Raw genomic sequence first — 25395 nt, 5'->3', positions numbered from 1 at the left:
AATATGTCAACGGTAGTCGTTGTGGGAACACAATGGGGAGATGAAGGGAAAGGGAAAATCACGGATTATTTAGCTGAAAGCGCTGACGTGGTAGCCCGTTACCAAGGCGGCAACAATGCCGGCCACACCATTCTGATTGACGGTAAAAAATTCAAGCTTAGCTTGATTCCATCCGGAGTATTCTATAAAGATAAAACCTGTGTGATCGGAAACGGTATGGTCGTTAACCCGGCTGCACTTATTGAAGAGATTAATTATATTCATGATAACGGGTTCAGCACGGATAATCTGGTAATCAGTGATCGTGCTCATGTTATCATGCCTTATCATATGGTATTGGATGCTCTGGAAGAGGACCGCAAAGGTCCGAACAAAATCGGTACAACCCGCAAGGGGATCGGCCCTTGCTATATGGATAAAGCTGCACGTAACGGCATCCGGATCGCAGATCTGATGGATGCTGAAGAGTTCGAACTGAGGCTTCGCCATCTGGTGAAGGAGAAGAATCAAGTCATTACCCAGGTGTATGGCGGGGAAGCACTCGATGTTGAAGAAATTTTAACGCAATACCTGGAATACGCCGAAATCATTCGTAAATATGTGCGTGACACTTCCGTCATCCTGAATGATGCGATCGATGAGAATCAAAAAGTATTGTTCGAAGGCGCGCAGGGCGTCATGCTGGACATCGACCAAGGCACGTACCCGTTCGTTACGTCTTCGAATCCTTCTGCCGGCGGTGTATGTATCGGCTCCGGTGTAGGACCATCGAAGATTCAGCAGGTGATCGGTGTGGCTAAATCCTATACGACCCGTGTAGGGGATGGACCTTTCCCAACGGAGCTGGACAATGAAATTGGGGCGTATATTCGGGAAAAAGGGCATGAATACGGCACGGTAACCGGACGCGCTCGCCGCGTAGGCTGGTTCGATAGCGTAGTTGTGCGCCATGCCCGCCGTGTGAGCGGAATTACCGGCTTGTCTCTGAACTCGCTGGATGTGCTGAGCGGTCTTGAGACCGTTAAAATCTGTACCGCATATAAATTCCGCGGCGAAGAGATTACGCATTACCCAGCAAGCCTGAAAATGCTTGCCGAGTGCGAAGCGATCTATGAAGAACTGCCAGGCTGGAGTGAAGACATTACCAGCGCCAAAACGCTGGAGGATCTGCCGGAGAACACCCGCCGCTACGTAGAGCGCGTATCCGAGTTGACCGGTATTCCGATTGCCATCTTCTCAGTGGGCCGCAACCGGGAGCAGACGAATCAAGTGCTTCCGATTTACGAGAAATAATCTAGCGTTGGACCAAGAGTAGAGAGACTAGAAGTTCAACTTTAATGATAAGATAGGTCTATGAACCTGCCGATGATAGTGTCGGCGGGTTTTTCTTTTTGGCAAAGAAGGTGGAGACCAGAACGCATCCTGCGATAACATTGATGCCTAAATGTGGAAGAATTTGTCCCTTCCTTTGAAGAATATTATCCCTTAGCCGGTTGTCCATCCACCCTATAATGGAGAGAGACATAGAGGACAGCACGCTGATAATTTGGAATTGGGGCTAAAGGCAGCGGGTATATGCAGTCAGATCAATATAGGGGGACAGAAACCATATGAACTCAATGAGGCGTGTGGCCTTCTTGAGAGCTGGACAAGGTACACGATCCAGCATAATAAAAACCGGATTCATCTACTAGGTTGCTAGGGATGGTTCCGGTTTTTTTATTTTGGAATGGGCCTATAACTAACGGAATCATGAAATATATCAAATGGAAGTAGAAAAAATGAGGGAAAGAGGATTGAAGCGATTCTGAGCCGTCAATACTGGAAAAAGAAAGCAATTATCGCCATGTCATTTCAGAGCATGTAGGAGGAAGGAGGAATACGAATGAAGTGGACGAAATGGCTGCTGAAAGTTAGCTTGACCGCCATCCTGGTGAGCACGCTCACGATTGTGACAACAGGCATCGTGGTCAATGCCTATATTCAATCGGTGTTGTCCAGTTTTAACATTCAGCTGGAGACGGAGCCGATGGGGGTTGGAGGTATCATGAAGTCGATGCTCGGTATGGGCTCCGGCACCAAGCCAGATGTCGGTAGTGTCAACCCCGCGGTGGATAACAATAGGGCAGAAGATAAGGATGCCACGTCTGATGAACCAACGCCAGGGAGCGGCTTGGATCGTGATGGAGGGGCACAAGAGGATGACGAAGCGAATTCGAACCCGGCGGGAACGACGGGTGAGCCGCCAGCTGATGAAGAGGCACCTGACAATTCCTTGCCGGTAATGGGCACGAACACGACAGAGCAGCCTAACGATTCCTCGCTGGAAGATCAGGAGATTGTGATGACGCCGGGGGAAATTGTGGATCGGAAGGACAGTTTGCCAACAGAGGAGAAAGAAGAGATTTTTACCCTGCTGATGAATAAACTGCCCCAATCGGAAATGCAGAAGATCTCTGCGGCGATGGAGGATGGACTGACTGCAGCGGAACTTGCGGACATCGAGCAGGGCATATCCAAATATTTGAATGCCGAGGAATTCGATAAACTGATCACCATGCTTAAAGAATAACGGTATAACGACTATCAGGCCCGTACTGTCACTGTTTTGTCACTGACTTGCGGAGGTTATAAAGTAGGGAAAATCAGGAAACCCGTGCCCAGCGCGGGTTTTTCGCTGTTTTCGTAAACTTGAAATGATTGTAATGGCTATGTTAAAGTATACGAAGATCGAAAAGGTTAAAATTTTGATACCTTTTGACATGTTGTGTCATAATCAATACTAAGTCAGCGAGTTCAAATGAACAGATTCTTACATATGAACAAGGCTTAAAGGAGAGAGACATGAAAGGTTCTAAGGGGAAACGGTGGATGGACAGCCTCTTGCGGAAGCAAGCAGCCGATCATTCTGCCCACAATAACAACTCGAATCGAGAGCCCTCGGAGCCGTCGAATCCACAAAAACGGGGATGGACTTCACCGCGCAGGTGGATTTGGATATCGGCAGGGGCATTGCTCATAGCAGGAACGATATATACGGGCGGAAAAGCGTATGTGAACGCGAATACGGTTCCGTTCTATCATGTGTATGTAGATGGAAAAGCGATCGGTACCATTCAAGATGATGCCCAGCTTGACCAGCTGCTCAAAGAGAAGCAAAAGGAGTATCAGCAGGAGCACCCTGACGTACTTATGGTGCTTCACACCGACGGCATTACAACGAAGGCTGATCGTTCCTTTAAACCAGAGGTGAACAGCGAGGAGACTCTCCAAAAGCTGGATAACATGCTGAAGGCATATGCCCGCGGCGTAGAGCTGAAGGTGAACGGCAAGACAGTTGCCATCGTGAAGGATCAGCAGGCAGCCAAAGCTGCCGTCGAAGCGGCCAAGCTGAAGTTCGCTCCCGCAGCTGCCCAGGAGGAGAAGACCCAGAGGGTCGCTTTCACGAAGACGTCCGCATCGGCATCGAGCAAGAAAAGCGATGACGGAAGCGGGCTTCAGTCCGTGGAGATTAAGGAGAAGATCTCGCTTGCCAACACGAAGGCCGACCCGAACAAGGTGCTGGACGTGGAAGAAGCGGTTAAAGTGCTTACGGGCACGAAGGACAAGCCGGTGGTATATACGGTGAAAGAGGGAGATACAATCTCCTCAATTGCGCAGCATTTTGGCATGAAGTCTGCTGACGTCATGGCGCTGAATCCCGGGCTGGAGGAGAAATACGTTCAGATCGGGGCCGAGCTGCAGGTAACGAAACCGGAAGCACCGCTGACGGTAAGAACGGTGGAGACGGTGTCGGAGAAGCAGCCAAGCAAGCCGGAAACGATTGTCCGCAAGAGCAGCGAGCTTCCTTTGGGGAAACGAAAGGTCGTTCGTCCCGGGCGGGATGGCGTCAAAACCGTGGATTACATCGTAACCAAAGAGAACGGCAAGGTCATCTCTAAGCAATGGACAGGCCAACAGGTGGTTCAGGAGTCCCTGCCGGAAGTGGTGTATAAAGGCACCAAGGTAGCGCCCAAGAAAAAAGCGGCAACGGTGACCCAGAAATCCAGCGGCAGCATGTTCGCATGGCCGGTCAGCGGGGCACGCATTACGAGTTCCTACGGTCATCGCTGGGGAAGAAGCCATGAAGGTGTCGATATGGTTGGCGGAAGCACGATTATGGCTGCCGCTTCGGGCAGAGTGGTCTTCGCCGGTCAGCAGAGCGGTTACGGCAATGTCGTCATTGTCGATCACGGCAATGGATACCGCACCCTGTATGGGCATATGAGCAGGATTTCCGTAAGCAACGGACAATCTGTTGGACAAGGCTCCAAGCTGGGCGTCATGGGCAATACGGGCCGTTCTACTGGAACTCATCTCCATTTCGAAGTACAAAAAAATGGAGTTGCTCAAAATCCGATGAATTATCTGTAGTTCTGTGTTATACTAGATAAACCAATGCGACATAAGCCATTATTGGTTCATATATCATAATAGTGAAGATGGCCGCTCCTTAACGGGGGCGGCCATCTTTGCGTCTTGCCAGAAGTTGTTGGGATGGGGATGTGGGGCAGAACGGGAAATATCTTTCCAGCCGCTGTTGTCCGCCCTTTGTCTGAATTGAATTTTATGAGGTAACAAAAGACTCCCAAAGGCGTCTTCCAAGATATTTTCCCTTATCTGTCGAATCCATCCCCGTCATTTCCGCCGGGAAGGGGGTGGCCGCCACCTGAATCGGGGCGGCAGTTGGGAGGTGGAGTGGATGGGACAGAACGGGAAATATCCGCAGTGGTGGCGCAAGCGGTTCCTTCTCCGTCGCTGTTGAATTCGGAAAATAGGAATGTTGCGTAAGCTGAGATTTTCCGAATCCAAAGGCGATCGCTGCCGCTCTCCGAATGACACCGCTCGCTGCTACCGAAGGTTTTCCCTTATCTGTCGAATCCATCCCCGTGCCTTCTGCTGCGGAAGCGGGTGGCCGCCCCCTGAATCGGGGCGGCAGTTGGGAGGCGGAGTGGGTAGGACAGAACGGGGAAATAGCTGTGGTGGTGGCGCAAGCGGTATCCTTCTCCGTCGCTGTTGAATTCGGAAAATAGGAATGTTGCGTAAGCTGAGATTTTCCGAATCCAAAGGCGATCGCTGCCGCTCTCCGAATGACACCGCTCGCTGCTGCGAAGGTTTTCCCCTATCTGTCGAATCCATCCCCGTCCTTTCCGCCGGGAAGGGGGTGGCCGCCACCTAAATCGGGGCGGCCGTTGGGGAGGCGGTGTGGGTGGGACACATCAATAAAAACTATTCTCTTCTATAGGCGTAGACTAGGAGATTAACCAACGATAGTATCGCTACTGCAATAAACATATTAAAGGATACAGCGTCGCCGCCGGTTCCCAATTCATCTGCAAGGTAACCTATTTGAAAGGTCAGATGAGCGGATACTGCCAAACTAATAAGGGTAATTATTGCGATTGTAAAACCATTGATTACTTTAGGGCGATTCCGAAAAATCATGATGAACAATGTAATGATCAGAATGAGGATAAACAAAATATATATGGGTCTAAAATGAGTAACTATATTTGTACTTTCCATCCAAACAACCCCTCCCTGTACTTATAGATTGAGCTCTCAATCTTAACTTAAATAAGATGGATGAACACCCTTCGAAAGCTATATTCCATCATAATCCAGTATAGTTATAAACTTCAACCGCTGAAAACCACCCACTGAATCGGGTCAGCTGTTAGGAGCGGTGGGTGTGTAGCGGCGGCAGGTGTGGTAAAATGGGAAGAAGGCCGTTTAAGTGTGAGTTCGAAGAGGGACTTTTAAACATCCTCTTTATGTGAAGGTATGAGGTGAACAGGACAATGCAGGGAACCATTCTGGTGGTGGATGACGAACAACCCATCGCCGATATTTTAAAGTTTAACTTGGAAAAAGAGGGCTATGAGGTCATCTGCGCTTTTGATGGCATTAGCGCGGTGGAGATTGCGCTTACGAAGCGGCCGGATTTAATGCTGCTTGATTTGATGCTGCCCGGAAAAGACGGAATGGATGTGTGCCGCGAGGTACGTGCCGCGAACCTGCAGATCCCGATCATCATGCTGACGGCAAAGGACGGGGAGATTGACAAGGTGCTTGGACTTGAGCTTGGCGCGGATGATTACGTGACGAAGCCGTTCAGCACCAGAGAAATATTGGCACGCGTGAAGGCGCATCTGCGCCGTCAGCAAAAGCCGGACAACTCAGCGGATAACACAGGCGGCACAAGTGCAGGCGGACAAGGCCTGCGGCTGTTTGAGCTGTTCATTGATACCGATATGTACATGGTATATAAAAGCGGGGAAGCGCTAGATCTGACGCACCGCGAATACGAATTGGTGTATTATTTGGCCCGGAATGCCGGTAAAGTGATGACTCGTGAACATTTGCTGCAGGCGGTATGGGGGTTTGAATATTTCGGCGATGTGCGGACCGTGGATGTTACGATTCGCCGACTTCGCGAGAAGATTGAAGAGAATCCGAGCAAGCCGGAATATATTCTGACTCGGCGCGGACTGGGCTACCTGATGCGCAGCGCTAAAAACGGAGGCTTGTAATGAAGTGGCTGTCCTTCTTCCGCACCATTCAGGCGAAGGTCATCATCATTTATGTCCTTCTTATACTGATCGCGATGCAGCTGATCGGGGTGTATTTTGTCAGTGCGATGAAGAACTCGCTGACCAGCAATTTCACGAAGGACTTGCAGGAACGCGCAGAGCTGATGTCGGTTCTGGCGGCCAAGACCCTTGGCGGCGAGAATGTTACGGAGGAGGACCCGTATGATAGCCTGCGCGTCATGGTGAACAATCTGTTCAATCTGAACGGAGCCGAGATTCAGGTACTGGATTCCACCGGACGGGTATTGACGACCTCGCTGCCCTCCCATGCCGATTACGTGAACACGAAGAACACGCAGACGGTTGTCAGCCGGGCATTGCAGGGTATACAGGATAATGAAGAGTATATTATCGATGATGATAACATCCGCAAAAAAGTGGTGGCCAAGCCCGTCATGTACAACGAGAAAATCGTCGGCGCGATTTATATCGTAGCCAGCATGAGCGAGCTGTACAGCACGATGCAGCGGATCAACAATATTTTTATATCGGGCATTCTCCTGGCCCTTGGCTTGACGGCGGTGCTTGGCGTCATCCTGTCGCATACGATCACCAACCCGATCAAGGAGCTGACCAAGCATGCCCGGGCCGTCGCGGACGGCCGGTTTACCGAGAAAACGCCGGTGTTCGGCAGCGATGAGATCGGCCAGCTCAGCCAGGCGTTCAACTATATGACCAGCCGTTTGCGCGAAGCCCTCTCGCAGAACGAAGAAGAGAAAGAGAAGCTGGCATCGATTCTGACCAATATGAGTGACGGCGTTATCGCAACCGATGAAGCGGGACGCGTCATCCTGATGAACCGGCGCGCCGGGGAAATGCTGGGCGTGGAGGGAGAAGAGCTGGCAGGACACGATATCGTTTCCCTCCTGGGTCTTGAGGAGTCCGAATCGGAGGCGCTGGCGCGCAGCGAAGGGCATGATTCCAAGCTGCTGGAAATTGTGCCGCGCGAGGGCAGCGAACCGTTCATGATGCGTGTGACCTTTACTCCGATTCATCGGCGGGAAATCGGCATCACCGGTACGATTGCAGTTCTGCAAGACGTTACGGAGCAGGAGAAGCTGGAAGCGTCGCGGCGGGAGTTCGTGGCGAATGTATCCCATGAGCTGCGTACGCCTCTGACCACCATCAAGAGTTATACCGAAGCGCTGGAGGATGGGGCGCTGGAGGATAAACAGATGGGGCCGCGATTTGTCGGCGTCATCCAGAATGAGACCGGCCGGATGATCCGGCTGGTAACGGACCTGCTGCATCTGTCACGGCTTGATTCCAAGGAGGCCGCTCTGCATAAGGAGCCGACGGACATTGTGGAGATGCTGGAGGACGTTGAGGACCGCTTCTCATTCCAAATGAAACAAAAGCATATCCGCACCATTATTGAGGTGAAACCGGGCGTATCGACAGCTATGCTGGACCGGGACGGTATTGATCAGGTTCTCGATAACCTGATATCCAATGCCCTTAAATATACGCCAGACGGAGGCACTATCACCATGGATGCAAGCATAACGGAGGAAGGCATGCTGTCCTTATCGGTAAAGGATACCGGGATCGGCATTCCGAAGAAGGATCTGGACCGGATCTTCGAGCGCTTCTACCGGGTGGATAAGGCCCGGACGCGCAATTTAGGCGGAACAGGCCTCGGTCTATCCATTGCCCGGGAAATTGTCAGGGCACATGGAGGTTTTATTACGCTTCAATCCGAGCTGGAGAAAGGCACCACGGTGACCTTCACCTTGCCCCTGGATAACGAGGGGAGGGCGTTAACGTGAAGGAGCGATTAAAGACCATTCTGTTGGTTGTGCTGGTCGTGGGCAGTTTGCTGCAGAGTTACGTTTTGATTTTCCGCTTTCCGGGCAGTGATTCGGTTGTGCAATCCAAGAACGCTTATATCCGAACCGAGGAAATGGGTCCGGAGGAAAAGGCAGAGAATCTGCTCTTCCCCGACAAGATGGTCATTCATCTGGGCGAAGATCAACACACGGTGTTCTATCCGAACGATACGTTCTACAATCTCGTGTATAACCGGCTCAAAGGCAGAACCTTTGACAATTTCCAGCGGCGGATGGTCAGCAACATCGACTGGGCCAAGGTTCGCTCGGAGAATCGGGGCATTGAGCTGAGCTTTGATTCGGGCATTCCGGTTACGCTGCTCCAAAGAGTGATGCAGATCGTCCCGGATACCCTGTTTGAAGGGGAAAGCATCAATAAAATATGGCTGTACAGCGTGGAAGGCGAAGCGAAGATCCATGTCATGTTTTTCAGTACAGAGGGCGATGTGGTCTACGAAGCCGCGCAGGCGGATTTGACCGTCCAGGATGTGGATCAGCTGGTGGACTTCGGGCTGAGCTGGACGCCGTATAAGATGGTGGATGGCCGGTATTATACCCCGGCGAAGGAACTGAATATGGTCAGCATGGAACTGCCCATTGGCGAATATACGGTAGAGCAGATGCAGCGGAGCCTGTTCTTTGACCCTAGCATCACGCGCAATATCCGGGAAAAAGACGGCTCGGAGATTTATACAGACAGTAAGCGGAGCCTGCAGGTGGATCAGGGGCAAAAATGGATCAGTTATACCGATCCGGCTGCGCCGCCATCCGGTGAGAGCAGCCCCGGCAAGGATGTGCTGTCGGCCATCGATTTCGTGAATCAGCACGGGGGCTGGAATGGCACGTACAGGCTGGCTAAGGCGGGTGAATCCGAGGATCGAACGCTGGTAAAGTTCCAGCAGTACTATGGCGGATTCCCGATCCTGAATACACCGGGCTTCCAGTATGGTGTCATGGAATTGGATTTACAGCAGGGGACGGTAACCTCGTATGAGCGCTCGCTGTTATATCTTGAGTCTGCTGCCTTGAAGAAACAGATGGTGAAGCTGACAGGTGGCGAGGCCTTGGAGGCGAAGCTGAAGCCTTATATGGAGGGAAAGAATGTGGTTATCGGTCTGGATCCTGCCTATTTACCGGTGCGTGCGGGAGAAGGGTTGCTGCTTAAGCCTGTATGGGCCTTGGAGCTCCAGAACGGGTCAGTTATCACATTCGAATAATGATAGAGATCGTTATTGAATAAGGAGGGAACATCATGGATTGGGGCCGTGCCAAAAATGTATTGATTTACGCGTTTTTGCTGCTGAATCTGGTGCTGGGCTATCAGCTCTGGATGGATTACCGCGAGCAGGTCGGCTCCAATCTGGATTTCACCTCGCTTTCCGAGAGCACGCAGCAGGTGATTGAGGAGAATAGGATTCAATTGCTGAGTCCGATTCCAACGGAAACGCCGCAGCTGCCCAAGATTAATTATATCTACAGCGCGGAAGCGCAGGGAGGGCCGGTAGGGCTGGAGCAGCCCATTGACACGGAGCTGATTTATGCCGATGAGAAGGAATTGCGGAATGCGCTGGAGGGCAAGATCAAGGATCTCGGGAATTATCGCCACGATCCGCAGTCGGATAAAGAGAATATCATCGTCTTCCGGCCGCTGGTGCAGAAGGAATGGCCGCTGTTCAATGTGGAGCTGGAGTTCATTTACGAATCCCAGAAGATCCATGCGTACCGGGAGCCGGTGTTTGAGATTATGCCAACCGACGATATGGAGGAACAAAAGGTTCTGCCCGCATCCAAGGCTTTGGAAACGCTCATTGAACGTAACTTCATCCCGCCTGATTCGGCGGTAAGGGACATTCAGCTGGGCTATTATGGACAGTTGTTTAATACGGAGGATCAGTTAGCAGCGCCAACCTGGCGGTTTACATTGGATCATGGCGAGATGATCTATGTACAAGGCATCAGCGGGGACGTGCTGACGCCAAAAAGCGATACGACAAAGGAGTAACAAGACTATGGGGATTTCATTTTCCGTGCTGTCGAGCGGCTCAACGGGCAATGCGACCATTGTCCGCAATGAGGATACGACACTGTTGATTGATGCGGGCTTAAGTGCACGGCGCATCGATGAGTTGTTGAAGGAACGCGAAATGATGGGGGAAGAAATCGACGGGATCCTGGTCACGCATGAGCATTCGGATCATATCCGGGGGCTTGGCGCGGTGGCGCGCAAATACAATCTGCCGATCTACGCGAATGAGAAAACATGGGAAGCGATGAGCAAGTCGCTGGGCAAGATTGCGGAAGAGAACCGGATTGTGCTGGAGAGTCATGAGGTCAAGGATTTTGGCACACTGCGGGTGGAGCCTTTTGAAATATCCCATGACGCTGCGGCACCGGTCGGTTATTGCTTCTATGACGGCGACGAGAAGCTGGGCGTCGCGACGGACCTCGGTTATGTCAGCGATAAGGTGAAGAAAGCGCTGGATGGATCGGATGTCCTGGTGCTGGAAGCTAATCACGATATCGAAATGCTTCGGATGGGACGCTATCCGTGGAATACCAAACGCCGGATTCTCGGCGATATGGGGCATTTGTCGAATAACTCGGCAGGCGATGCCTTAAGCGAGCTGCTGACGGGGGATACCAAACGAACGTATCTGGCCCATCTCAGCCTGGATCACAACATGATGGAGCTGGCGAGAATGACCGTCCGCGATACGATGGAGGACCGCGGCTGCTTCTTCAAGGATAGCGAGTTTAAATTGTGTGATACGTATTATGACCGCCCGACCCCTTGGGATAAGGTGGGCGAATAGGCATATGGTTCGACAGCCATCCAAGGCATGCCCCGGACATACACCGTACGCACAGGGAGTTTAGATAACGACATTTTTACCAATAAAGTATTCCTTCTTGAGCAATTTTATATTAGTTATCAGTATATAGGCATAACTAAAACAGCCCCACGATCATAGGGAATTATGACGTGAGGCTGTTTTGCTGTTTAAGGGATACTGAGTTCCGAGAGACGAGCCGTTCTAACGCTTGCTGAGACTCTCTTGTGCCATACGCACCATCTCCCGGACCATGGAACCGCCAATCGCACCGCCGACTTTACCGGCCTGCTCGGTGGTCAGGTCTCTGTTGTCGCCCGGTTTAAGGGGGACACCGAGTGACTTGGCCACCTCATATTTGACGTCCTGCTGTCTCTGCGGGTCCACTTGATAGCCTTCGTTCCGCATGACGTCGGTCATGAACTGCTGCATTTCGGGACTCCGGCGCCGTCTTGATCTTCTTGCCATCCCATAACCCTCCTTGCAATGGTTTCCCCTTCGTAACATTCCCTGAGGGGCACCGACAGATGAATGGATAACCTAACCAGTTCAATATGAGGGAGAGCTGAAGAGATTGAACCGAGGCATTCGAGTAGTGGAAACGGGATAGGCCGATCTTGTCTGTAGGAGCGAATCGTAAGGAGGCTGGAAGTATTTTTTCAATGGATGGTGTAGGAAGAATAAGTTGCGGGGAATCCAAATAGGAATGATGTGTGGGTTGCCGGAGATCCCTTCAACGTTGCGGTCAAACTGGATCGACTTCGTCATGAAAGACCGACAGTTTTGCCATTTTCTTTACACAATTGTCCGGTAGTATGTTAAGGGGGAATGCGCGAATGAGGGTGGCAGGCTGTGGGGAATAGCGGATATGCCGGAAGAGAAGAAGTTGGACCATTGAAGAAACTCCCTTCATAATGGAACCGTTTGGTCGTCTGTTACGTATACAAGGTTAATATGTTCATCCTGACTATTCGTTGTCATGGATTGAAGAATCTGTCATTGTACTGACTCTTAAAATTGCCATCAATTTGGCATTTGTTTTTATCAAAGAAAGATGACGTGAACCTCTGTTCGTGTGGTACAATAGGAACACTAGAAGGTCTGAATGCTTCTGTTAAGCACTTGCATCGAACAAGGCACTAGGCATTTTGCATTTTTAAAAGAAGGGTGGCCCAAGTTTTCCCATCTTTTTTTAGAAAAAACAGATGTTTCGCGCTTAAGTCGCCCTGTTTGTGGTAATAGAAGAATACAGGGTTTTTTTTGAACTGTCGGGTGGGAATACATACCTTTTATGGAACCAGATTTCAGGCAATGGATTGAAATATGGTTGGTAGAGCGATATTTCGATAAAAGTTCAAATAGAATGCTTAAAAATGCAACTTTTTGGGCCGCTGAATAGTCTTTACAGTAGAGAGATATTTAACAGGTGGCACGCTGCCGATTTCATAGGAAGCTAGATACACTCGGTACAGGGCAGGTTGTTATGACGACAAGATGATTTCATAGGTCAGTCGGTAATGGCGGAGGGTCTGAAGCTGGTAAAGTATCTTGACGCGTAGCAACCAAGGGGAGAGAGGGATCGCAATGGGATTATTTGACGATGATTTCTATTCAACTAAAATTTCCAGACGGAGCAAAAATACCAGCGAGGACCGACCTGAGCGAACGAAGTGGCGGACGACCCGCCGTAAAAAGGGTTTATCCACATTCCAGATTTCCGCGATCAGTTCTGTGTGCAGTGCTCTGATTGCGGTGATGCTGTTTAGCTTCATAACAGGCCATCCTGCGACCTCTTCACCGGTTACCTTGATTAATGGCAGCCATCAGCTATCCAAGTCCGATGGGGATCCATATGAACGGATTGTTAGCGTTGCTCAGAAGGTCCGACCGGTTGTTGTCAGTGTGCTGACACATAAAGAGACCGCAATGCCAGAAGAGGAAGGTCTTGAGGGAGAAGGGTTGGAAGAGGATTTCGGTGCCCTGCCAGAGGAAGAAGGGGATTTTGAGCTTCCGGAGGGATTCGACTTCGGTGAGGATTTTGATTTCGGAAATGATTTCGGCGGCTCACAGGAAGACACCTTGGGCTCTGGCGTTATCTTCAAGAAACTCGAGGGCAAAGCCTTTGTGATTACGAATAACCATGTGGTTGATGGTGCCGATTCCCTGGAGGTTGTGCTGGTAGGCGGCGAGAAGAAGAAGGCGACCTTGGTCGGCACAGACAAAGTTAGTGATATTGCCGTTCTGTCAATTGACAGTAAAGGCATCGGAGAAGTTGCAGAGTTTGGGGATTCCTCCAAGCTTCGCCTCGGTGAAACCGTCATCGCCATCGGCAACCCGCTCGGCCTGGGTGACACGCTCACATCCGGGATTGTCAGCTACACGAACCGCGTAATACCGGTATCCCTGAACCAGGATGGTATCTATGATTGGGAGCAGGAGGTCATTCAGACCGACGCCGCCATTAACGAGGGGAATAGCGGGGGCGCTCTAGTGGATTTGAACGGTAAAGTTATCGGCATCAATACGATGAAAATCGCGGACACCGGCGTAGAAGGGCTTGGGTTTGCGATTCCGGTCAATGAAATTACGGAGATTGTAACCGAGCTGATGCTGAAGGGGCATATTGCACGCCCTTATCTCGGCGTATATACCGTGGACTTGGGTAATCCGTATGCTCCGCTGAGCAAGAAAGAGAAAGAGGACCTCAAGCTGCCGAAGACGGTAACCGAAGGCGTGGTCGTGCTGGATGCGCTTGGACCTGCGCTGGATGCGGGTCTGCAGCTGAATGACGTGATCGTCAAGCTGGATGGCAAGCCGATTACGACGACGCTAGAGCTGCGCAAGCACCTTTACTATAACACGAAGGTAGGCAAAGACCTGGACGTGACCTTCTATCGTGACGGCAAGCTGCAGTCGCTGAAGGTGAAGCTGGAAGAAAAGCCTGGAGAATAAGGCAGGCTGGATCGGCTGACGTGGTTGGCCCTGAATCACTGCGGATTTTTTAGGGTGAACGTGCTTGTCCATTGTTTCGTGCATCATTTCATGGGTATATATAATGGTTAGCGTTGAATAGTATCCAATATAGAGAGATTTGAAAAAGGTTAGATACGAGCTGTGAAACGGCCGCGAAGAAGAGCGTGGATTACGCTCTTTTTTTGCTGTCCGCATAGAAATGATGGTGGGTCATAAGGACTTTTGATGTGAAATCCATGGATAGACAGGAAGCTTTTGTGGATTGAGATCCGGCCGGGATGAGCAAATGGGTTAAAAACATTTCTTTTTCTCGTAGAGTGTGGTAGAACAGAAGAGTGGCTATACTGGTTTGAAGATAAACACAACATGAGGCGAAAGATAGAAAGGATGCATAGAATGTACGTCGTATGCAAGGAACATGTGGAACTAGCGATCGAAAATTTCGTGGATGAATATGAGGATGCCCCGGATATTGTTGATCTGAAGGAGACCGAGTTTTCGGACTGGGACCCACCGGTGAAGTGCGCGGAGTGCGAGAAGCATGCTGAGTTTTTAGTTGTGTAACGTGAACATGTTAATTAAATAAATAATGCGAATGAGAAAGCGTGATGATTTCACGCTTTTTTTGTTTAGACTTTCTTGAGTCGCGGTTTCGTTCATGAACAGCCTTTTCATTGAGGGGGCAAAGAGGTAAATAATAAGTACGGCCAAACATTCCGATCATTGTCTCTGGAATGAGCAACCGGCTTCGTTGTACAGACCTTCATAGTGTATGATGGATGTATAGATTACAACGAGGCGCGATAACCTATCGTGAATGGAGACGATCAGAAATGGGTGACTACAGAAGATCATGGGAAGACGAGATCAGCCGGGCAGCTGATGAGGCCTATGAGAAGGAAATGGATGAAATCAACCGTCAGCTGAAGCAGGAAATTCTCATCGCTCTGATTGGTGATGTGAACACAGGCAAGTCCTCTACCATGAACCGGATCGTGGGTGAAGAGGTCGCTGGCGTCGGGGCAGAGCCTGGAGAAACGACGGAAATTAAACCGCATAAGTACAAGGAACATATTTACTTCATGGATACACCCGGGTTGAATGATGTGAACATCGCGAACTCGGAGATAACCTTGAAATACTATAAACAAGCGGATATCGTTCTATTCTTCCTGAACGCTGCCGGCACTGTCTTCTCCGAGGCGGAGAAGAAGTCCTTCGAGATGATTCAGGGCGTGAACACGAACATCTTGATCGTGCTGAACAAAATTGACGCTGCAGATGAGATCGACCGTCTGGTGGCGCGGATCAAGAAGGAGACCGGAGGGCGCTATGAGGTTGCGCCGGTATCCTCACGGACGGGTGAGAATATCGACCGGCTGCGAATCAGCATTCTGGAGATGCTTAAAAAAAAGTCTAAAGACATTCTCTTTGCCAAAAGCATCAAGGAGAAGTCGGCTACTGCCAACGGATGGATCATCGGAGCCTCGATCTCGGCAGGAGCGGTAGGCGCATCACCTATTCCGGGATCGGATATTATTCCGATTACCGGCATTCAGGTGAGCCTGCTTACCAGGCTTGCGGTGCTGTACAATAGGCCGATCAGCAAAGAGACGGCGAAGGAACTGGTCATCGCTACGATATTCGGCAATATCGGCAAGAGCATTTTTCGGCAGATCGTGAAGGTTTTCCCTGGAGCGGGATCGGTTGCCGGAGCGACGGTAGCGGGTGCCACCACCCTGGCGCTGGGATATGCGGTGAAATACGCGTACGAGCACAATATCGAGATCAATACGGCGAATATTACGAAGCTCTATAAGAAGTTCAGGGATAAGGCGGAGACGGAATCGGAATCCAAGTCCGAGTGAGCGTGGAGGATCATGTCATATGCCAGCACAGATGGCGAATGGAATAGAAAAAGGGGCCTTGGGGCCCCTGATCATAGCTGCGAGATAGCAGCGACATTATCATTGATTTACTTAATGGCAGCCGCGTAATCGGCTTTTGCTTGCTCCAGCATCGATTTCCAATCCGGAAAATCGGTTTCTCTTGAAACATGACGGTCAAACAGTTCATCCGGAATGTTATCGATATCTTCGTGCGTTTCCACTTGGAAGTTACCTTTTACGACAAAATCCCCAAAACTGCTGTGGGATGAATGTTTACGCATAAACGATTCATTGAACAGCTTTTCCAGAGAGATGTTATCCGGATCCTCCTGTACCGATTTTTGGCCTTGTAATTCCTTCAACAGATCATCAAACGACATGGGCTTTTGCTTTCTCAGAGTACCACTCCTATAACTAATATTTGTGTTCAGTATAACATAACCGGATTTCTCATATACATAGTCAGCTCCGGAAGGCTTGACGCGCTGTTATCGTCTTAATAACGAAGACCAGGTTTGTTCCAGCCAGTGATCAAAGTCAGCGCCTTTGTCACCTTCGTACGTATCGTAGATGTCGACCCTCATCTTTTTTAATTTCTCTTTGAAGTCTTCATACGTGTGGTCACGAGGAAGGCTTTTTTTGATGCGCAGCAGCACCTTTGAAACGTCCTTCATCAGCTCGCCTTTAGGTCTTTCAGGCATCTGCACGTCCTCACCAAAGTCCAGGAGTTTACGATAGGCTGCCTCTCGCACCTGATAAACCGCATCCGTATTCAGTCTATGCAGCAAAATATCAATGGATTTCTGATTTTTCCAATTTCCTAACGCTTCCACCGCATCTAAACGTTCTCTCCAATTGGCGTTCCGGTTGGCGGAGCTTTTGAGCTCCTCATAATTCTCGGGCATATCCGCTATCAATTCTTGATTGTCCAATCCGTTCATCTCCTTCATTATGATGTATCAGGTCGATCTGTACCATATGTTCATTATGGGGTACCTTTATGATTCTCGGCTTTCCGATGTACCGTCTGCCTGCTTGGCCCCTTTACTGGTATAAGGTTTAGGTTTACTCTTCGCTCTTCTCGCACTTGCATCCCAGCGGCTCCAGCCCTTCTTGCCCGTGCCTCTGCCTGTTCCGCCCTTGCCCTTGGATTTACTCAATCAATCACTCCGTTACGGTATATTCTTGTCCCTATATGCTGATTGTTTACCAGCACTGTTGAAATATACACTGTATTGGGCCATATGTATAGGATACCACGGAAATCAGCATAAGAATCGAAATATAAGGGCAAGAATTCCGGTATTGGTGTAGGCATGTCTTTCGGTTGACTAATTTTTCCCAGCGTGGTATCTTATTTTTGAACTGACCAGTCAGGACAAGAACGATGAACTGAAATATAGATGTGAAAGGGCCGATCCAACTGTGAGCAAAGATAAAATTATCCAAGCAGCCATTGAAGTATTCTCCGAGAACGGATATCACCGCGCAAGCATGGACGAGATTGCCGCCCGCGCACAGGTCGCCAAGGGGACTCTGTACTATAACTTCCCGGGTAAATCCCAGCTCTTCAAGACGGTGGTGAAACAGGGCTTCGAAGATATCATGCAGCGGACGGAGGCAGATCTGAATTCCTCCCTGCCGATGAAGGAGAAGATGGAGCGCACCATTCGCCATCATCTGGATCTGTTTCTCGAATCCCGCCATTTCTCGCACATCGTATTTAATGAGATCTCGAACGGCATCGAGCAGGATGTCCTGGATGAGTTAAAGGAGCTGAAAAGGAATTATTTAAGCTTTCTGGCAAGGATGATTGAGGAAGGACAGTGTGAGGAGAACCTGTGCCGTGCCGTTGATCCCGACTTGGCCGCTGCCAGCATAGTCGGTACGCTGGAGAGTACCTGCAATTATTACCTGAATCATCAAGATCGGTATTCGCGGGAGGATCTGGAGCGGTTTGCCTTCACGATGATTACCCAAGGCCTGTTTATATCGCTTGAATGAGCAGGGCCTTCTTTTTTTAATTATGTATAACTGACCAGTCAGTTCAAATTTTGCGATGGAAAGCGAAGGTGTTAAGCATGGAATGGAATAAGAACGGTTTACTCCCGCTGGAATGGTTCCGCCAGATGCGGACGAAATCTCCCGTAACGACGATGGATGGCAATGGAGCATGGAATGTCTTTAAGTACGAGGATGTCAAAGCCGTCTTCACGAATTACGAAGTGTTCTCTTCCCAAGGGGGCTCTTCTACCGATGATCCCATTGAATCCAGTGTTCTTCGGCAGGATCCTCCGAAGCACCGTCAGTTGCGTAAATTGGTATCCCATGCTTTTACGCCTCGCATGATCGAATCGCTTGCTCCCAAGATTCAGGAGATTACGACATCCCTGCTGGACGAAGCGGAGAAGAAGGGGAAGATGGATATCGTGGCCAATCTCGCAAGCCCGCTGCCGATCACGGTGATCGCGGAGATGCTCGGCGTATCGATGGAAGATCGGGAACGATTCAAGGCCTGGTCGGACGCGTTGGTGGGTGACAATGGGGAGGCTTACTATCAGTGTCAGCGGGAGATGAGCGAATACTTCTCTGAGATTGCCGAGGACCGCCGTCGCCATCCTCAGGAGGATCTGATCACGAAGCTGGTGGAGGCGCGTATCGACAATGAACACCTGACCGAACTGGAGATTATCGGGTTCTGTATTCTCCTTCTCGTAGCGGGTAATGAAACAACAACCAATCTGATCTCTTCGGCGGTGCTTGCCTTCGACAGTCTGCCTGAGGTCCGTGCAGAGGTGCTTGGAGACTCAGCGCTGCTTCCAGGGGCAATCGAAGAAGTTTTCCGTTACTTCTCGCCTGTTCAAGTGATGTTCCGCAGCGTGAAGCAGGACACGGTGCTGCGGGGGCAGGAGCTGAAGCAAGGGCAGTATGTTTATATCTGGATGGCCTCGGCCAACCATGACGAGGATGTGTTTGATCAGCCGGATGTATTCAACATCCACCGCAACCCGAACCCGCATCTGGGCTTGGGAAGCGGCATTCATTACTGCATGGGCTCCCAGCTGGCCCGTATGGAGTCCCGGATTGCCCTTCAGACCTTGCTGGACCGTTATCCCGAATTTCGTCGTGATCACTCGGTAGAACTGGCACGGATGGATAGCACGATGATGTTCGCGCTGAAAGAGCTGCCGATCATTTTAAAATAGATAGGAAGAGAAGAGCCACTCTTAGGGAGAGTGGTTTTTTTTCGATAATTGATGTAAGTTGGTCAAACTCGGTCGAGCAAGCTTAGAAGTAAACGAGTTGGCGATTCTCAAAACTCTAATGCTCTGCTGGATTGATTTTGTATTGAAAAGGAAATGTGGGAGCTTGCTGTAGGAAGGCGGGTCGGGGGCTGTGTATGTCCTTTAATTGGTGGCGGTACAATGTTAGAATGAACGACATAACAGCAGAGTTTAAGGAGCGAAAATACGCCATGAATATACAGATGGTATGCGTAGGCAAGTTGAAGGAGAAGTATCTGGTGCAGGGCATTGCCGAATACAGTAAGCGTCTTGCGCCTTACGTGCGCCTGTCCGTGCACGAAGTGCCGGATGAGAAAGCGCCAGAGAACATGAGCGAAGCGGAAATGCGCCAAGTGCAGGAGAAGGAGGGCGTGGGCATTCTCAGCCATATCAAGCCAGACACCCATGTGATCGCCCTCGCGATCGGCGGCCAGCTGTGGTCCAGCGAGGACCTAGCGGCCCATATGGACAAGCTGGGCACGTACGGGACCAGCAACGTGGCTTTTGTCATCGGCGGCTCTAACGGCCTCTCCGAGGACGTCTTGAAGCGCGCCCAGACGAAGCTTAGCTTCGGGCGGATGACCCTGCCGCACCAGCTGATGCGGCTGGTGCTGGTGGAGCAGATTTACCGGGCGGTGAAGATTAATCGGGGGGAACCGTATCACAAGTGATGGTACACACAATCAGAAAAGAAATAGTGTTTGATAGTAGCTATATCAGCAGATTAAGACGATAGTGACAATTGTCCGTCGAACAAAGACTATAGAATAAAGTCTTTGTTCGAGGCTATTTATGTTGAACTACAGAACCCCAGTTAGTTGAATGAAGTAATATTTTAAAATATTGAACTGTTAATTTCTCGCTATATCTTCGTAGTTCCTCATTTAAAATAATCATCATATTAAGCACGCACTACCTTCAAGAGAGCTTTGAGTGACAAAAACTAATCATTATCGGTCATTGTTGTTTAGTCATTTCTAATAATCGCTCAATTACTTTTTGCTTTAATTCATGATTTAGCTTTCCAACATTAAAAATTCCCGAATACCATAAGCCATCAATCGCTAATCTAATAATGGCAGCCTCTACAGGGTCTAAACCGTCCGTAGCCATCTCGTCAGATATTTCATGGTATTCTTCATCTATTTTTGAAAGAAAAACTGGATCTGTAAACAATGATGCAACATAAGCTGTAATGAGCTTGTTTGATGATTCCTCATCCTTTAGAGCGGATTCTAGATAAGCACGATGCCATTTTCCAATTGAATCGGATGCATCGTTTGATCTTGTTCGTACATCTTCAATAAAAGCTTTCGAATACTCATTTATCATACCTTTTATAAGAGCATCTTTACTTGGAAAATGATAAAGAAGTCCACCCTTACTAACACCAGCCTTATTCGCGACGGCTTCTAATGTTAAATTTTCCATTCCTTCATGCTCTACTAAATAGGAAGCTGCATCTAATAAATTTTTTCGTTTTGAATTACTTCTCATAATATATTGAAACTCCTTAATTCAAGTAACTAACTTGATTATTTTGAAGGAGAAGCAACTTTCCCTTTTCCCGATCCTTTTGAAAAGTTTAATAGTACAACCCCACCAATAATCAATAGTAAACCTAATGCAGTTACAATACCAAATGGTTCTTTCCATAAAAGTGCACCTACTAAAGCAGTTATGGCTGTTCCAACTCCTGCCCATACCGCATAGGCTAGACTTAAAGGTAAGTTTCGCAAACTTAATGTTAGAAAGAAAAATGCTCCCCCCATTCCAATAATCAACCCAATTACAGGACTAAGATTAGTGAAACCTTCGGTAAGCTTAAGCATTGTAGTACCAAAGACCTCACATATGATAGCTAAACTTAAATATAAGTATCCCTTTTTCATGATTTACCTCCCCAAATTAACCTGCTGCTAGTTTCATTACAACTACACCAACAATAATAAGTAAGATTCCCATTACTTTTTGAGTGTTTATTTTTTCCTTGTAAATTAAGACACCAACAAGTGTGGTAAGTGCAGTACCCACGCCGGACCATATAGCGTAACCTGTTCCCAATGGAATGGTATTAAGAGCCATAGATAGACAATAAAAAGCCAATCCCATGCCAGCAATCATTCCAATAGACGGCAATATTTTCTTAAAACCATTTGATAATTTCATCATGGAACTCCCAAATACTTCAGCAACGATTGCAACAGCTAAAAATACATAAGCATTCAATACAGAGTCCTCCTATTCGAGATGGCTTTATGATTTCTTTTTAAATACAAACTGAATCACTCCTTTCAAGTTAAGTGTACCGTACAGACGGTTTTTTGTGAAGGAAAAACTTTTTATTTTTTTCTGCTCAAAATTTGTTGCCGAAATTATAAATAAAACAACAGAATCATTTGTAAGACGGACTGCTGTTTAAATCTTTTATTCAACTAACCTCCCGTTACTTTAATGCCCGCTGCCAGTCTACAACTTTAATTTTGACTAAATTATAATCGCTGGGTTTACTTCTATAAGGAAGGGTCGTACACTGTACGTTGTACACAGTAACCAGCTATTAGTGATACAAACTTTACCAACCTTGACAATATAAACTTGACTACACTTAGAAGGCTTATTCCACTTGTTGAAATTGGAGTGAGCCTTTTTTTCATGCAGAAAATTTTAAGGAGATGAACAGACAATGGCAAAACGTGAACAGGTAGTATCGGGAGTAGCAGCAGGGGAAGCGGTGCGTTCGATTGCCCAGGCACAAACAGAGTACGAGAAGTTAGTGGACGAGGTACGGGGCTACTGTCGGAAGGCTAGGGAATTAAGGGAACAGGCGGCAGAGTTGAGGCGCTCAGGACGGGCGGATTCACATGTAGGGACAGAAATGCGGCAGTTATTAGATCACGCTGAACAGTATGAGTTGTTAGCTGACCAACAGGACGGACACCCAAGGCTAGAAGCAATTCGCCACATAGAAGGCTTACAGTGTGAAGCATCTGCATTGAGGGGAACTGTAAAACATAACCAAGGCGTATTAGACCGTCAGCGGAAGGAACTTGAAGAAGCAAAGGAAGAAGCGGTAGCAATGGTTCAAAGAGCGGAAGAGCGAGTACAGGAAACAGAACGTCTTATAGCTTACGAGATGGAGAAGCTTGCGGAACTGGAGGGGAATGGAGTTGAGTAATTCAATACCGAGCAAATGGGAGCAAACGTTGAAAGACCTGCATTCACGATTCCCTAGAAAGATAGCTCATGAGATTGTTACGGAGGATGGAGTGTTTAGATTAGACAAGCCCGAAGAAGAGTTGATAGAAGTAGTCGATGTTGAGGACGTAATTGAAATAGTAGACGACAGCGAATTAATTGAATTAGTGGAGGGTAAGGAATATGAAACAACTGAGCCTCGAAGCATTGGAAGCACGCCGCCAGCACGAAAGGGAGTACAGAAGAAAGTGGCGGCAGAAGCCGGAGAATAAACAAAAGGAAAAGGAGTACAGACGGAAATATTGGGAACGTAAGGCATGGGAAATAACGCAGTAATACGAGCACCAACGAGAAGGGGCAAAGATGCGTTGCATATAACTTGCACCGTATATTCTAGCCTCCTGACACTGAAACACGAAATAAACCAAACTTCACGGTTACAGGAGGGCATAACAAAGATGGACGAAATGACGGAGCATGAAAGGTTCCTGCTGGAAGAGCTACAAGCAGCAAATGATCTGCTTTTAAGAAACGCATACCTTTTAGATGACTATATAGATTACATCAATGCAGCAGGACTGCGTGAAGAGTTTGAAGCATTCAGGACAGTAAAGGCACAGCAAGAAGTAAGTAAAAGCAGCTAAAGTTGAAACATTGGATTGATAGATTGAATTGATAGATTGGACGGCTGGGGGCGTGTAGACCTCCCCCCCGGTCGGGGAAACGAACCCCATGTCATGAGGTTAGGCGGTGAGAGAATGGTGAAAAAGCTGTGCGGAGCTAAGACGAGAAACAGCGGACAATGTAAAAAAGCCGCTTTAGAGAATGGACGGTGTAGGTTACACGGTGGGAAATCCACCGGACCGAAAGACCGTACAAAGCTAGAGGGCAACAAAAACGCATTGAAACATGGACTGTATGAAACGATCTGGGAGGATACGTTGACGGAGGAAGAACGGGACCTGTTTGCCCAGGTATCAACTGAACCGACAGCGCAAGTTGAAAATGGGTTCAAATTATCGGATATACGCATACGGCGCATGATGCAACGTATTAAGCAAGAGGAACAGAAAGAAAAGCCGAACCCTGCGGTCATACGTGCCATTGAAGAAGCGATCACAAGAGTTGAAATGAACAAGGTAAGCCTTGTAAGGGAGGGTAGTAGGCTGTTAGAAGTGCAGGGCAAAAAAAGCGATGGGTCTTTAGATCAATTGGTTGAAATACTTGCCCGAGCAAGAAAGGAACATATACGCAGCTAGCAGAGGGAGCAAACAGGCGAGGGGGCTTGTTCGTTCCCCTTTTTAGTTTCCTCTTAGAACGACTGGACGGGTACACATAGGGAACAAGCATACATAAACCATTGATATGCAAGACTTTTTGGGTGTTTTTATTAAACTCTTATACATAGGAGTTTACGAATCGCCCGATAGGATCGTAAAGTATATTACAAAATACGACAAGGGGGAACGGTCATGGAAAAAGTATTTGGATATGTTCGTGTCTCAACGGAGACTCAAGCTGAGAAAGGCTATGGACATGAAGTACAAGAACAAGGAATTAGAGAATACTGTCAGAATAATAATTTGAAGCTGGAAAATATCTTTTACGACCTTGGTATTAGCGGAACAGAAATTGAACGGGAAGGGCTAAACGATATGATTGCCAGTTTTGGGGATGAAGTAAAAAGGGTTATTGTTATGAATACGAGCCGTCTTTGGAGAAGTGACACTCTTAAGGTTCTAGTAAAAAGGCAACTTGAAAAAGCAAAGGCCGACGTAGTGAGTGTTGAGCAACCGACTTATAGCATCTACACAAAAGACCCCAATGACTTTCTAATTAACGGAATGATGGAACTATTAGATCAATACGAACGTATGAGCATTAACTTGAAACTGGCTAGAGGACGGAAGCAGAAGGCAAAAACTGGTGTCAGAGGTTGTGGAAATACGCCGATCGGCTACAAGTGGAAACATGACGGTGTAGAAAAACCAATTGTGGTTTTAGACTTGGAGCAAGCTCACATCGTTCAAGACATCTTTAGTCGCTACTTAGAGTTCAAGTCCTTAACCAAGGTAAAGAAGCACCTAGACGCAAAAGGTCATAAAACACAGCAGGGCAAAGAGTTTTCAACTATGTCTATCGGTAATATATTGAAAAACCGCTTTTACATTGGTGAGGTTTCTCACGCCAGCGTGGTGACTAAAGGTCAGCATGTAGCAATTATCAACCCGATCACTTTTGGGAAAGTACAGGCTTTGTTGAAGCGCAATAATCAGAAGAGGGCTAGCTAGTGGACTGCAACAGATAAGTGAATTGAAAAAATATTGATTGGGAGGTTGGACAAATGGGTGAATTCAAAGAAGCAATGATGATGTGTTCAGAGGACTACGACGAAATGATAGACATGGCTCTAGCTTTGAAGGATAAGGATTGGTTTGAAGAGCTAGTCAAAAAGCAAAAGTGGTTACGTGAGCTGGAAATCCAAGCACGACGCGAGTTAGGCGTACTCGACTAGCACAGAGGGAACAAGTCAGAGACCAACGAGAACCGGGCGAGATGACGTTTTCAGTGGGTATTACCGTAAATTACACCGCAGCGGGATAGCAAAAGGTGAGAGCGTGGAATCTCGTTGTCATCCTCTATTGACACCTGTTTGGCAAGGTGTCATAATAATCTCACCAAATGGATTCAAAATGCTTTAGTCAGCATTGACTACTACTTGATAAACTTGTAACCAACTTTCGACTCTTAGAACACTT

General features: G+C 48.4%; 30 protein-coding genes. 21 read left to right on the top strand and 9 right to left on the bottom strand.

The window, feature by feature from the left end:
- Positions 1-3 precede the first annotated feature (3 nt).
- From AC0VZ8_RS33575 to AC0VZ8_RS33565, 3 genes are all read left to right on the top strand, one after another.
- On the top strand, positions 4-1293 hold the full coding sequence (locus AC0VZ8_RS33575; protein ID WP_475485662.1) for an adenylosuccinate synthase: 1290 nt from the start codon (positions 4-6) through the stop codon (positions 1291-1293).
- Between the two features lie 592 nt (positions 1294-1885).
- A complete protein-coding gene (locus AC0VZ8_RS33570; protein ID WP_071219352.1) occupies positions 1886-2572 on the top strand; it encodes a hypothetical protein in 687 nt (228 codons plus the stop codon).
- A gap of 272 nt (positions 2573-2844) precedes the next feature.
- Positions 2845-4413: a M23 family metallopeptidase gene (locus tag AC0VZ8_RS33565; RefSeq protein ID WP_071219353.1), complete on the top strand. Its 1569-nt coding sequence runs from the start codon at positions 2845-2847 to the stop codon at positions 4411-4413.
- Positions 4414-4606: 193 nt separating this feature from the next.
- On the opposite strand, the gene AC0VZ8_RS33560 is transcribed toward AC0VZ8_RS33565, so the two are convergent.
- Positions 4607-4924, bottom strand: a complete 318-nt coding sequence (locus tag AC0VZ8_RS33560; RefSeq protein ID WP_475485661.1) for a hypothetical protein — start codon at positions 4922-4924, stop codon at positions 4607-4609.
- Positions 4925-4928: 4 nt separating this feature from the next.
- Between AC0VZ8_RS33560 and AC0VZ8_RS33555 the strand changes: the two genes are divergently transcribed.
- Positions 4929-5072, top strand: a complete 144-nt coding sequence (locus tag AC0VZ8_RS33555; protein ID WP_475485660.1) for a hypothetical protein — start codon at positions 4929-4931, stop codon at positions 5070-5072.
- 196 nt (positions 5073-5268) lie between these two features.
- Here AC0VZ8_RS33555 and AC0VZ8_RS33550 read toward each other — a convergent pair whose 3' ends face one another.
- Positions 5269-5565, bottom strand: a complete 297-nt coding sequence (locus AC0VZ8_RS33550) for a hypothetical protein (protein WP_475485659.1) — start codon at positions 5563-5565, stop codon at positions 5269-5271.
- A 275-nt stretch (positions 5566-5840) separates the two neighbouring features.
- Here AC0VZ8_RS33550 and yycF point away from each other — a divergent pair, with 275 nt between their 5' ends.
- From yycF to AC0VZ8_RS33525, 5 genes are read left to right on the top strand one after another with little or no spacing between them, the layout of a single operon-like run.
- Complete coding sequence (yycF, locus tag AC0VZ8_RS33545) at positions 5841-6572, top strand: response regulator YycF (RefSeq protein ID WP_071219355.1); 732 nt, start codon at positions 5841-5843, stop codon at positions 6570-6572.
- The gene (gene walK / locus AC0VZ8_RS33540) at positions 6572-8401 is read left to right on the top strand and encodes a cell wall metabolism sensor histidine kinase WalK (RefSeq protein WP_071219356.1); all 1830 of its coding nucleotides are present in this window, start codon (positions 6572-6574) and stop codon (positions 8399-8401) included. The genes yycF and walK overlap by 1 nt, the downstream gene beginning before the upstream one ends.
- Positions 8398-9678 (top strand): YycH family regulatory protein, encoded by a 1281-nt coding sequence (locus AC0VZ8_RS33535; protein WP_260064483.1) that lies wholly within the window; start codon positions 8398-8400, stop codon positions 9676-9678. Before walK ends, AC0VZ8_RS33535 begins: the two co-directional genes overlap by 4 nt.
- A 35-nt stretch (positions 9679-9713) precedes the next feature.
- A complete protein-coding gene (gene yycI / locus AC0VZ8_RS33530) occupies positions 9714-10463 on the top strand; it encodes a two-component system regulatory protein YycI (RefSeq protein ID WP_071219358.1) in 750 nt (249 codons plus the stop codon).
- Between the two features lie 7 nt (positions 10464-10470).
- The gene (locus tag AC0VZ8_RS33525) at positions 10471-11274 is read left to right on the top strand and encodes an MBL fold metallo-hydrolase (RefSeq protein WP_071219359.1); all 804 of its coding nucleotides are present in this window, start codon (positions 10471-10473) and stop codon (positions 11272-11274) included.
- A gap of 222 nt (positions 11275-11496) precedes the next feature.
- Here the strand turns inward: AC0VZ8_RS33525 and AC0VZ8_RS33520 are convergent, their stop codons facing one another.
- Positions 11497-11760: an alpha/beta-type small acid-soluble spore protein gene (locus AC0VZ8_RS33520; protein ID WP_194540257.1), complete on the bottom strand. Its 264-nt coding sequence runs from the start codon at positions 11758-11760 to the stop codon at positions 11497-11499.
- A 1116-nt stretch (positions 11761-12876) separates the two neighbouring features.
- Between AC0VZ8_RS33520 and AC0VZ8_RS33515 the strand changes: the two genes are divergently transcribed.
- The 3 genes from AC0VZ8_RS33515 (at position 12877) to AC0VZ8_RS33505 (ending at position 16133) form a co-directional block, all read left to right on the top strand.
- Positions 12877-14244, top strand: a complete 1368-nt coding sequence (locus tag AC0VZ8_RS33515; protein ID WP_071219360.1) for a S1C family serine protease — start codon at positions 12877-12879, stop codon at positions 14242-14244.
- 417 nt (positions 14245-14661) lie between these two features.
- On the top strand, positions 14662-14829 hold the full coding sequence (locus tag AC0VZ8_RS33510; protein WP_006207301.1) for a CxxH/CxxC protein: 168 nt from the start codon (positions 14662-14664) through the stop codon (positions 14827-14829).
- 269 nt (positions 14830-15098) lie between these two features.
- Positions 15099-16133, top strand: a complete 1035-nt coding sequence (locus AC0VZ8_RS33505; RefSeq protein WP_475485658.1) for a GTPase — start codon at positions 15099-15101, stop codon at positions 16131-16133.
- Between the two features lie 107 nt (positions 16134-16240).
- Here the strand turns inward: AC0VZ8_RS33505 and AC0VZ8_RS33500 are convergent, their stop codons facing one another.
- The 3 genes from AC0VZ8_RS33500 to AC0VZ8_RS33490 form a co-directional block, all read right to left on the bottom strand.
- Positions 16241-16534, bottom strand: coding sequence for a hypothetical protein (locus AC0VZ8_RS33500; RefSeq protein WP_071219362.1), 294 nt, complete (start codon positions 16532-16534; stop codon positions 16241-16243).
- Between the two features lie 108 nt (positions 16535-16642).
- A complete protein-coding gene (locus AC0VZ8_RS33495; RefSeq protein WP_475487803.1) occupies positions 16643-17095 on the bottom strand; it encodes a HEAT repeat domain-containing protein in 453 nt (150 codons plus the stop codon).
- Positions 17096-17152: 57 nt separating this feature from the next.
- Positions 17153-17314: a DUF3934 family protein gene (locus AC0VZ8_RS33490; RefSeq protein WP_074961815.1), complete on the bottom strand. Its 162-nt coding sequence runs from the start codon at positions 17312-17314 to the stop codon at positions 17153-17155.
- A gap of 265 nt (positions 17315-17579) precedes the next feature.
- Here AC0VZ8_RS33490 and AC0VZ8_RS33485 point away from each other — a divergent pair, with 265 nt between their 5' ends.
- The 3 genes from AC0VZ8_RS33485 (at position 17580) to rlmH (ending at position 20109) form a co-directional block, all read left to right on the top strand.
- Complete coding sequence (locus tag AC0VZ8_RS33485; RefSeq protein ID WP_113058505.1) at positions 17580-18158, top strand: TetR/AcrR family transcriptional regulator; 579 nt, start codon at positions 17580-17582, stop codon at positions 18156-18158.
- A 77-nt stretch (positions 18159-18235) separates the two neighbouring features.
- The gene (locus tag AC0VZ8_RS33480; protein WP_475485657.1) at positions 18236-19360 is read left to right on the top strand and encodes a cytochrome P450; all 1125 of its coding nucleotides are present in this window, start codon (positions 18236-18238) and stop codon (positions 19358-19360) included.
- Between the two features lie 269 nt (positions 19361-19629).
- Positions 19630-20109 carry a 23S rRNA (pseudouridine(1915)-N(3))-methyltransferase RlmH gene (gene rlmH / locus AC0VZ8_RS33475; RefSeq protein WP_071219366.1) on the top strand — a complete coding sequence of 160 codons (480 nt, stop codon included), beginning with the start codon at positions 19630-19632 and terminating at the stop codon, positions 20107-20109.
- Between the two features lie 286 nt (positions 20110-20395).
- Here rlmH and AC0VZ8_RS33470 read toward each other — a convergent pair whose 3' ends face one another.
- From AC0VZ8_RS33470 to AC0VZ8_RS33460, 3 genes are read right to left on the bottom strand one after another with little or no spacing between them, the layout of a single operon-like run.
- Positions 20396-20935 (bottom strand): TetR/AcrR family transcriptional regulator, encoded by a 540-nt coding sequence (locus tag AC0VZ8_RS33470; RefSeq protein ID WP_028598058.1) that lies wholly within the window; start codon positions 20933-20935, stop codon positions 20396-20398.
- A 38-nt stretch (positions 20936-20973) separates the two neighbouring features.
- Positions 20974-21330, bottom strand: a complete 357-nt coding sequence (locus tag AC0VZ8_RS33465) for a DMT family transporter (protein ID WP_084136805.1) — start codon at positions 21328-21330, stop codon at positions 20974-20976.
- Between the two features lie 16 nt (positions 21331-21346).
- The gene (locus AC0VZ8_RS33460) at positions 21347-21667 is read right to left on the bottom strand and encodes a DMT family transporter (RefSeq protein WP_084136808.1); all 321 of its coding nucleotides are present in this window, start codon (positions 21665-21667) and stop codon (positions 21347-21349) included.
- Between the two features lie 457 nt (positions 21668-22124).
- Here AC0VZ8_RS33460 and AC0VZ8_RS33455 point away from each other — a divergent pair, with 457 nt between their 5' ends.
- From AC0VZ8_RS33455 to AC0VZ8_RS33430, 6 genes are all read left to right on the top strand, one after another.
- Positions 22125-22616: a hypothetical protein gene (locus AC0VZ8_RS33455; RefSeq protein WP_084136811.1), complete on the top strand. Its 492-nt coding sequence runs from the start codon at positions 22125-22127 to the stop codon at positions 22614-22616.
- A complete protein-coding gene (locus AC0VZ8_RS33450; RefSeq protein ID WP_475485656.1) occupies positions 22609-22908 on the top strand; it encodes a hypothetical protein in 300 nt (99 codons plus the stop codon). Before AC0VZ8_RS33455 ends, AC0VZ8_RS33450 begins: the two co-directional genes overlap by 8 nt.
- 186 nt (positions 22909-23094) lie before the next feature.
- Positions 23095-23280: a hypothetical protein gene (locus tag AC0VZ8_RS33445; RefSeq protein ID WP_028598059.1), complete on the top strand. Its 186-nt coding sequence runs from the start codon at positions 23095-23097 to the stop codon at positions 23278-23280.
- Positions 23281-23394: 114 nt separating this feature from the next.
- The gene (locus AC0VZ8_RS33440) at positions 23395-23895 is read left to right on the top strand and encodes an HGGxSTG domain-containing protein (RefSeq protein WP_127464566.1); all 501 of its coding nucleotides are present in this window, start codon (positions 23395-23397) and stop codon (positions 23893-23895) included.
- A 213-nt stretch (positions 23896-24108) separates the two neighbouring features.
- Complete coding sequence (locus tag AC0VZ8_RS33435; RefSeq protein ID WP_084136814.1) at positions 24109-24927, top strand: recombinase family protein; 819 nt, start codon at positions 24109-24111, stop codon at positions 24925-24927.
- A 53-nt stretch (positions 24928-24980) separates the two neighbouring features.
- Positions 24981-25151 carry an IDEAL domain-containing protein gene (locus AC0VZ8_RS33430; protein ID WP_156876692.1) on the top strand — a complete coding sequence of 57 codons (171 nt, stop codon included), beginning with the start codon at positions 24981-24983 and terminating at the stop codon, positions 25149-25151.
- The last annotated feature ends 244 nt before the right edge of the window (positions 25152-25395 follow it).

This window comes from Paenibacillus sp. QJM3NY_38 (assembly GCF_056173265.1).
This window is presented reverse-complemented; position numbering and strand designations above follow the sequence as displayed.

What these genes read in the sequence shown, in the direction of transcription:
- AC0VZ8_RS33480 (WP_475485657.1), top strand. Translation starts at nt 18,236, where the DNA reads ATGGAATGGAATAAGAACGGTTTACTCCCGCTGGAATGGTTCCGCCAG.
- AC0VZ8_RS33575 (WP_475485662.1), top strand. Translation starts at nt 4, where the DNA reads ATGTCAACGGTAGTCGTTGTGGGAACACAATGGGGAGATGAAGGGAAA.
- AC0VZ8_RS33510 (WP_006207301.1), top strand. Translation starts at nt 14,662, where the DNA reads ATGTACGTCGTATGCAAGGAACATGTGGAACTAGCGATCGAAAATTTC.
- AC0VZ8_RS33565 (WP_071219353.1), top strand. Translation starts at nt 2,845, where the DNA reads ATGAAAGGTTCTAAGGGGAAACGGTGGATGGACAGCCTCTTGCGGAAG.
- AC0VZ8_RS33520 (WP_194540257.1), bottom strand. Translation starts at nt 11,760, where the DNA reads ATGGCAAGAAGATCAAGACGGCGCCGGAGTCCCGAAATGCAGCAGTTC.
- AC0VZ8_RS33500 (WP_071219362.1), bottom strand. Translation starts at nt 16,534, where the DNA reads ATGTCGTTTGATGATCTGTTGAAGGAATTACAAGGCCAAAAATCGGTA.
- AC0VZ8_RS33560 (WP_475485661.1), bottom strand. Translation starts at nt 4,924, where the DNA reads ATGGATTCGACAGATAAGGGAAAACCTTCGGTAGCAGCGAGCGGTGTC.
- yycF (WP_071219355.1), top strand. Translation starts at nt 5,841, where the DNA reads ATGCAGGGAACCATTCTGGTGGTGGATGACGAACAACCCATCGCCGAT.
- AC0VZ8_RS33430 (WP_156876692.1), top strand. Translation starts at nt 24,981, where the DNA reads ATGGGTGAATTCAAAGAAGCAATGATGATGTGTTCAGAGGACTACGAC.
- AC0VZ8_RS33435 (WP_084136814.1), top strand. Translation starts at nt 24,109, where the DNA reads ATGGAAAAAGTATTTGGATATGTTCGTGTCTCAACGGAGACTCAAGCT.
- walK (WP_071219356.1), top strand. Translation starts at nt 6,572, where the DNA reads ATGAAGTGGCTGTCCTTCTTCCGCACCATTCAGGCGAAGGTCATCATC.
- AC0VZ8_RS33570 (WP_071219352.1), top strand. Translation starts at nt 1,886, where the DNA reads ATGAAGTGGACGAAATGGCTGCTGAAAGTTAGCTTGACCGCCATCCTG.
- AC0VZ8_RS33525 (WP_071219359.1), top strand. Translation starts at nt 10,471, where the DNA reads ATGGGGATTTCATTTTCCGTGCTGTCGAGCGGCTCAACGGGCAATGCG.
- AC0VZ8_RS33455 (WP_084136811.1), top strand. Translation starts at nt 22,125, where the DNA reads ATGGCAAAACGTGAACAGGTAGTATCGGGAGTAGCAGCAGGGGAAGCG.
- AC0VZ8_RS33550 (WP_475485659.1), bottom strand. Translation starts at nt 5,565, where the DNA reads ATGGAAAGTACAAATATAGTTACTCATTTTAGACCCATATATATTTTG.
- rlmH (WP_071219366.1), top strand. Translation starts at nt 19,630, where the DNA reads ATGAATATACAGATGGTATGCGTAGGCAAGTTGAAGGAGAAGTATCTG.
- AC0VZ8_RS33505 (WP_475485658.1), top strand. Translation starts at nt 15,099, where the DNA reads ATGGGTGACTACAGAAGATCATGGGAAGACGAGATCAGCCGGGCAGCT.
- AC0VZ8_RS33445 (WP_028598059.1), top strand. Translation starts at nt 23,095, where the DNA reads ATGGACGAAATGACGGAGCATGAAAGGTTCCTGCTGGAAGAGCTACAA.
- AC0VZ8_RS33515 (WP_071219360.1), top strand. Translation starts at nt 12,877, where the DNA reads ATGGGATTATTTGACGATGATTTCTATTCAACTAAAATTTCCAGACGG.
- AC0VZ8_RS33470 (WP_028598058.1), bottom strand. Translation starts at nt 20,935, where the DNA reads ATGAGAAGTAATTCAAAACGAAAAAATTTATTAGATGCAGCTTCCTAT.
- AC0VZ8_RS33465 (WP_084136805.1), bottom strand. Translation starts at nt 21,330, where the DNA reads ATGAAAAAGGGATACTTATATTTAAGTTTAGCTATCATATGTGAGGTC.
- yycI (WP_071219358.1), top strand. Translation starts at nt 9,714, where the DNA reads ATGGATTGGGGCCGTGCCAAAAATGTATTGATTTACGCGTTTTTGCTG.
- AC0VZ8_RS33495 (WP_475487803.1), bottom strand. Translation starts at nt 17,095, where the DNA reads ATGAACGGATTGGACAATCAAGAATTGATAGCGGATATGCCCGAGAAT.
- AC0VZ8_RS33440 (WP_127464566.1), top strand. Translation starts at nt 23,395, where the DNA reads ATGGTGAAAAAGCTGTGCGGAGCTAAGACGAGAAACAGCGGACAATGT.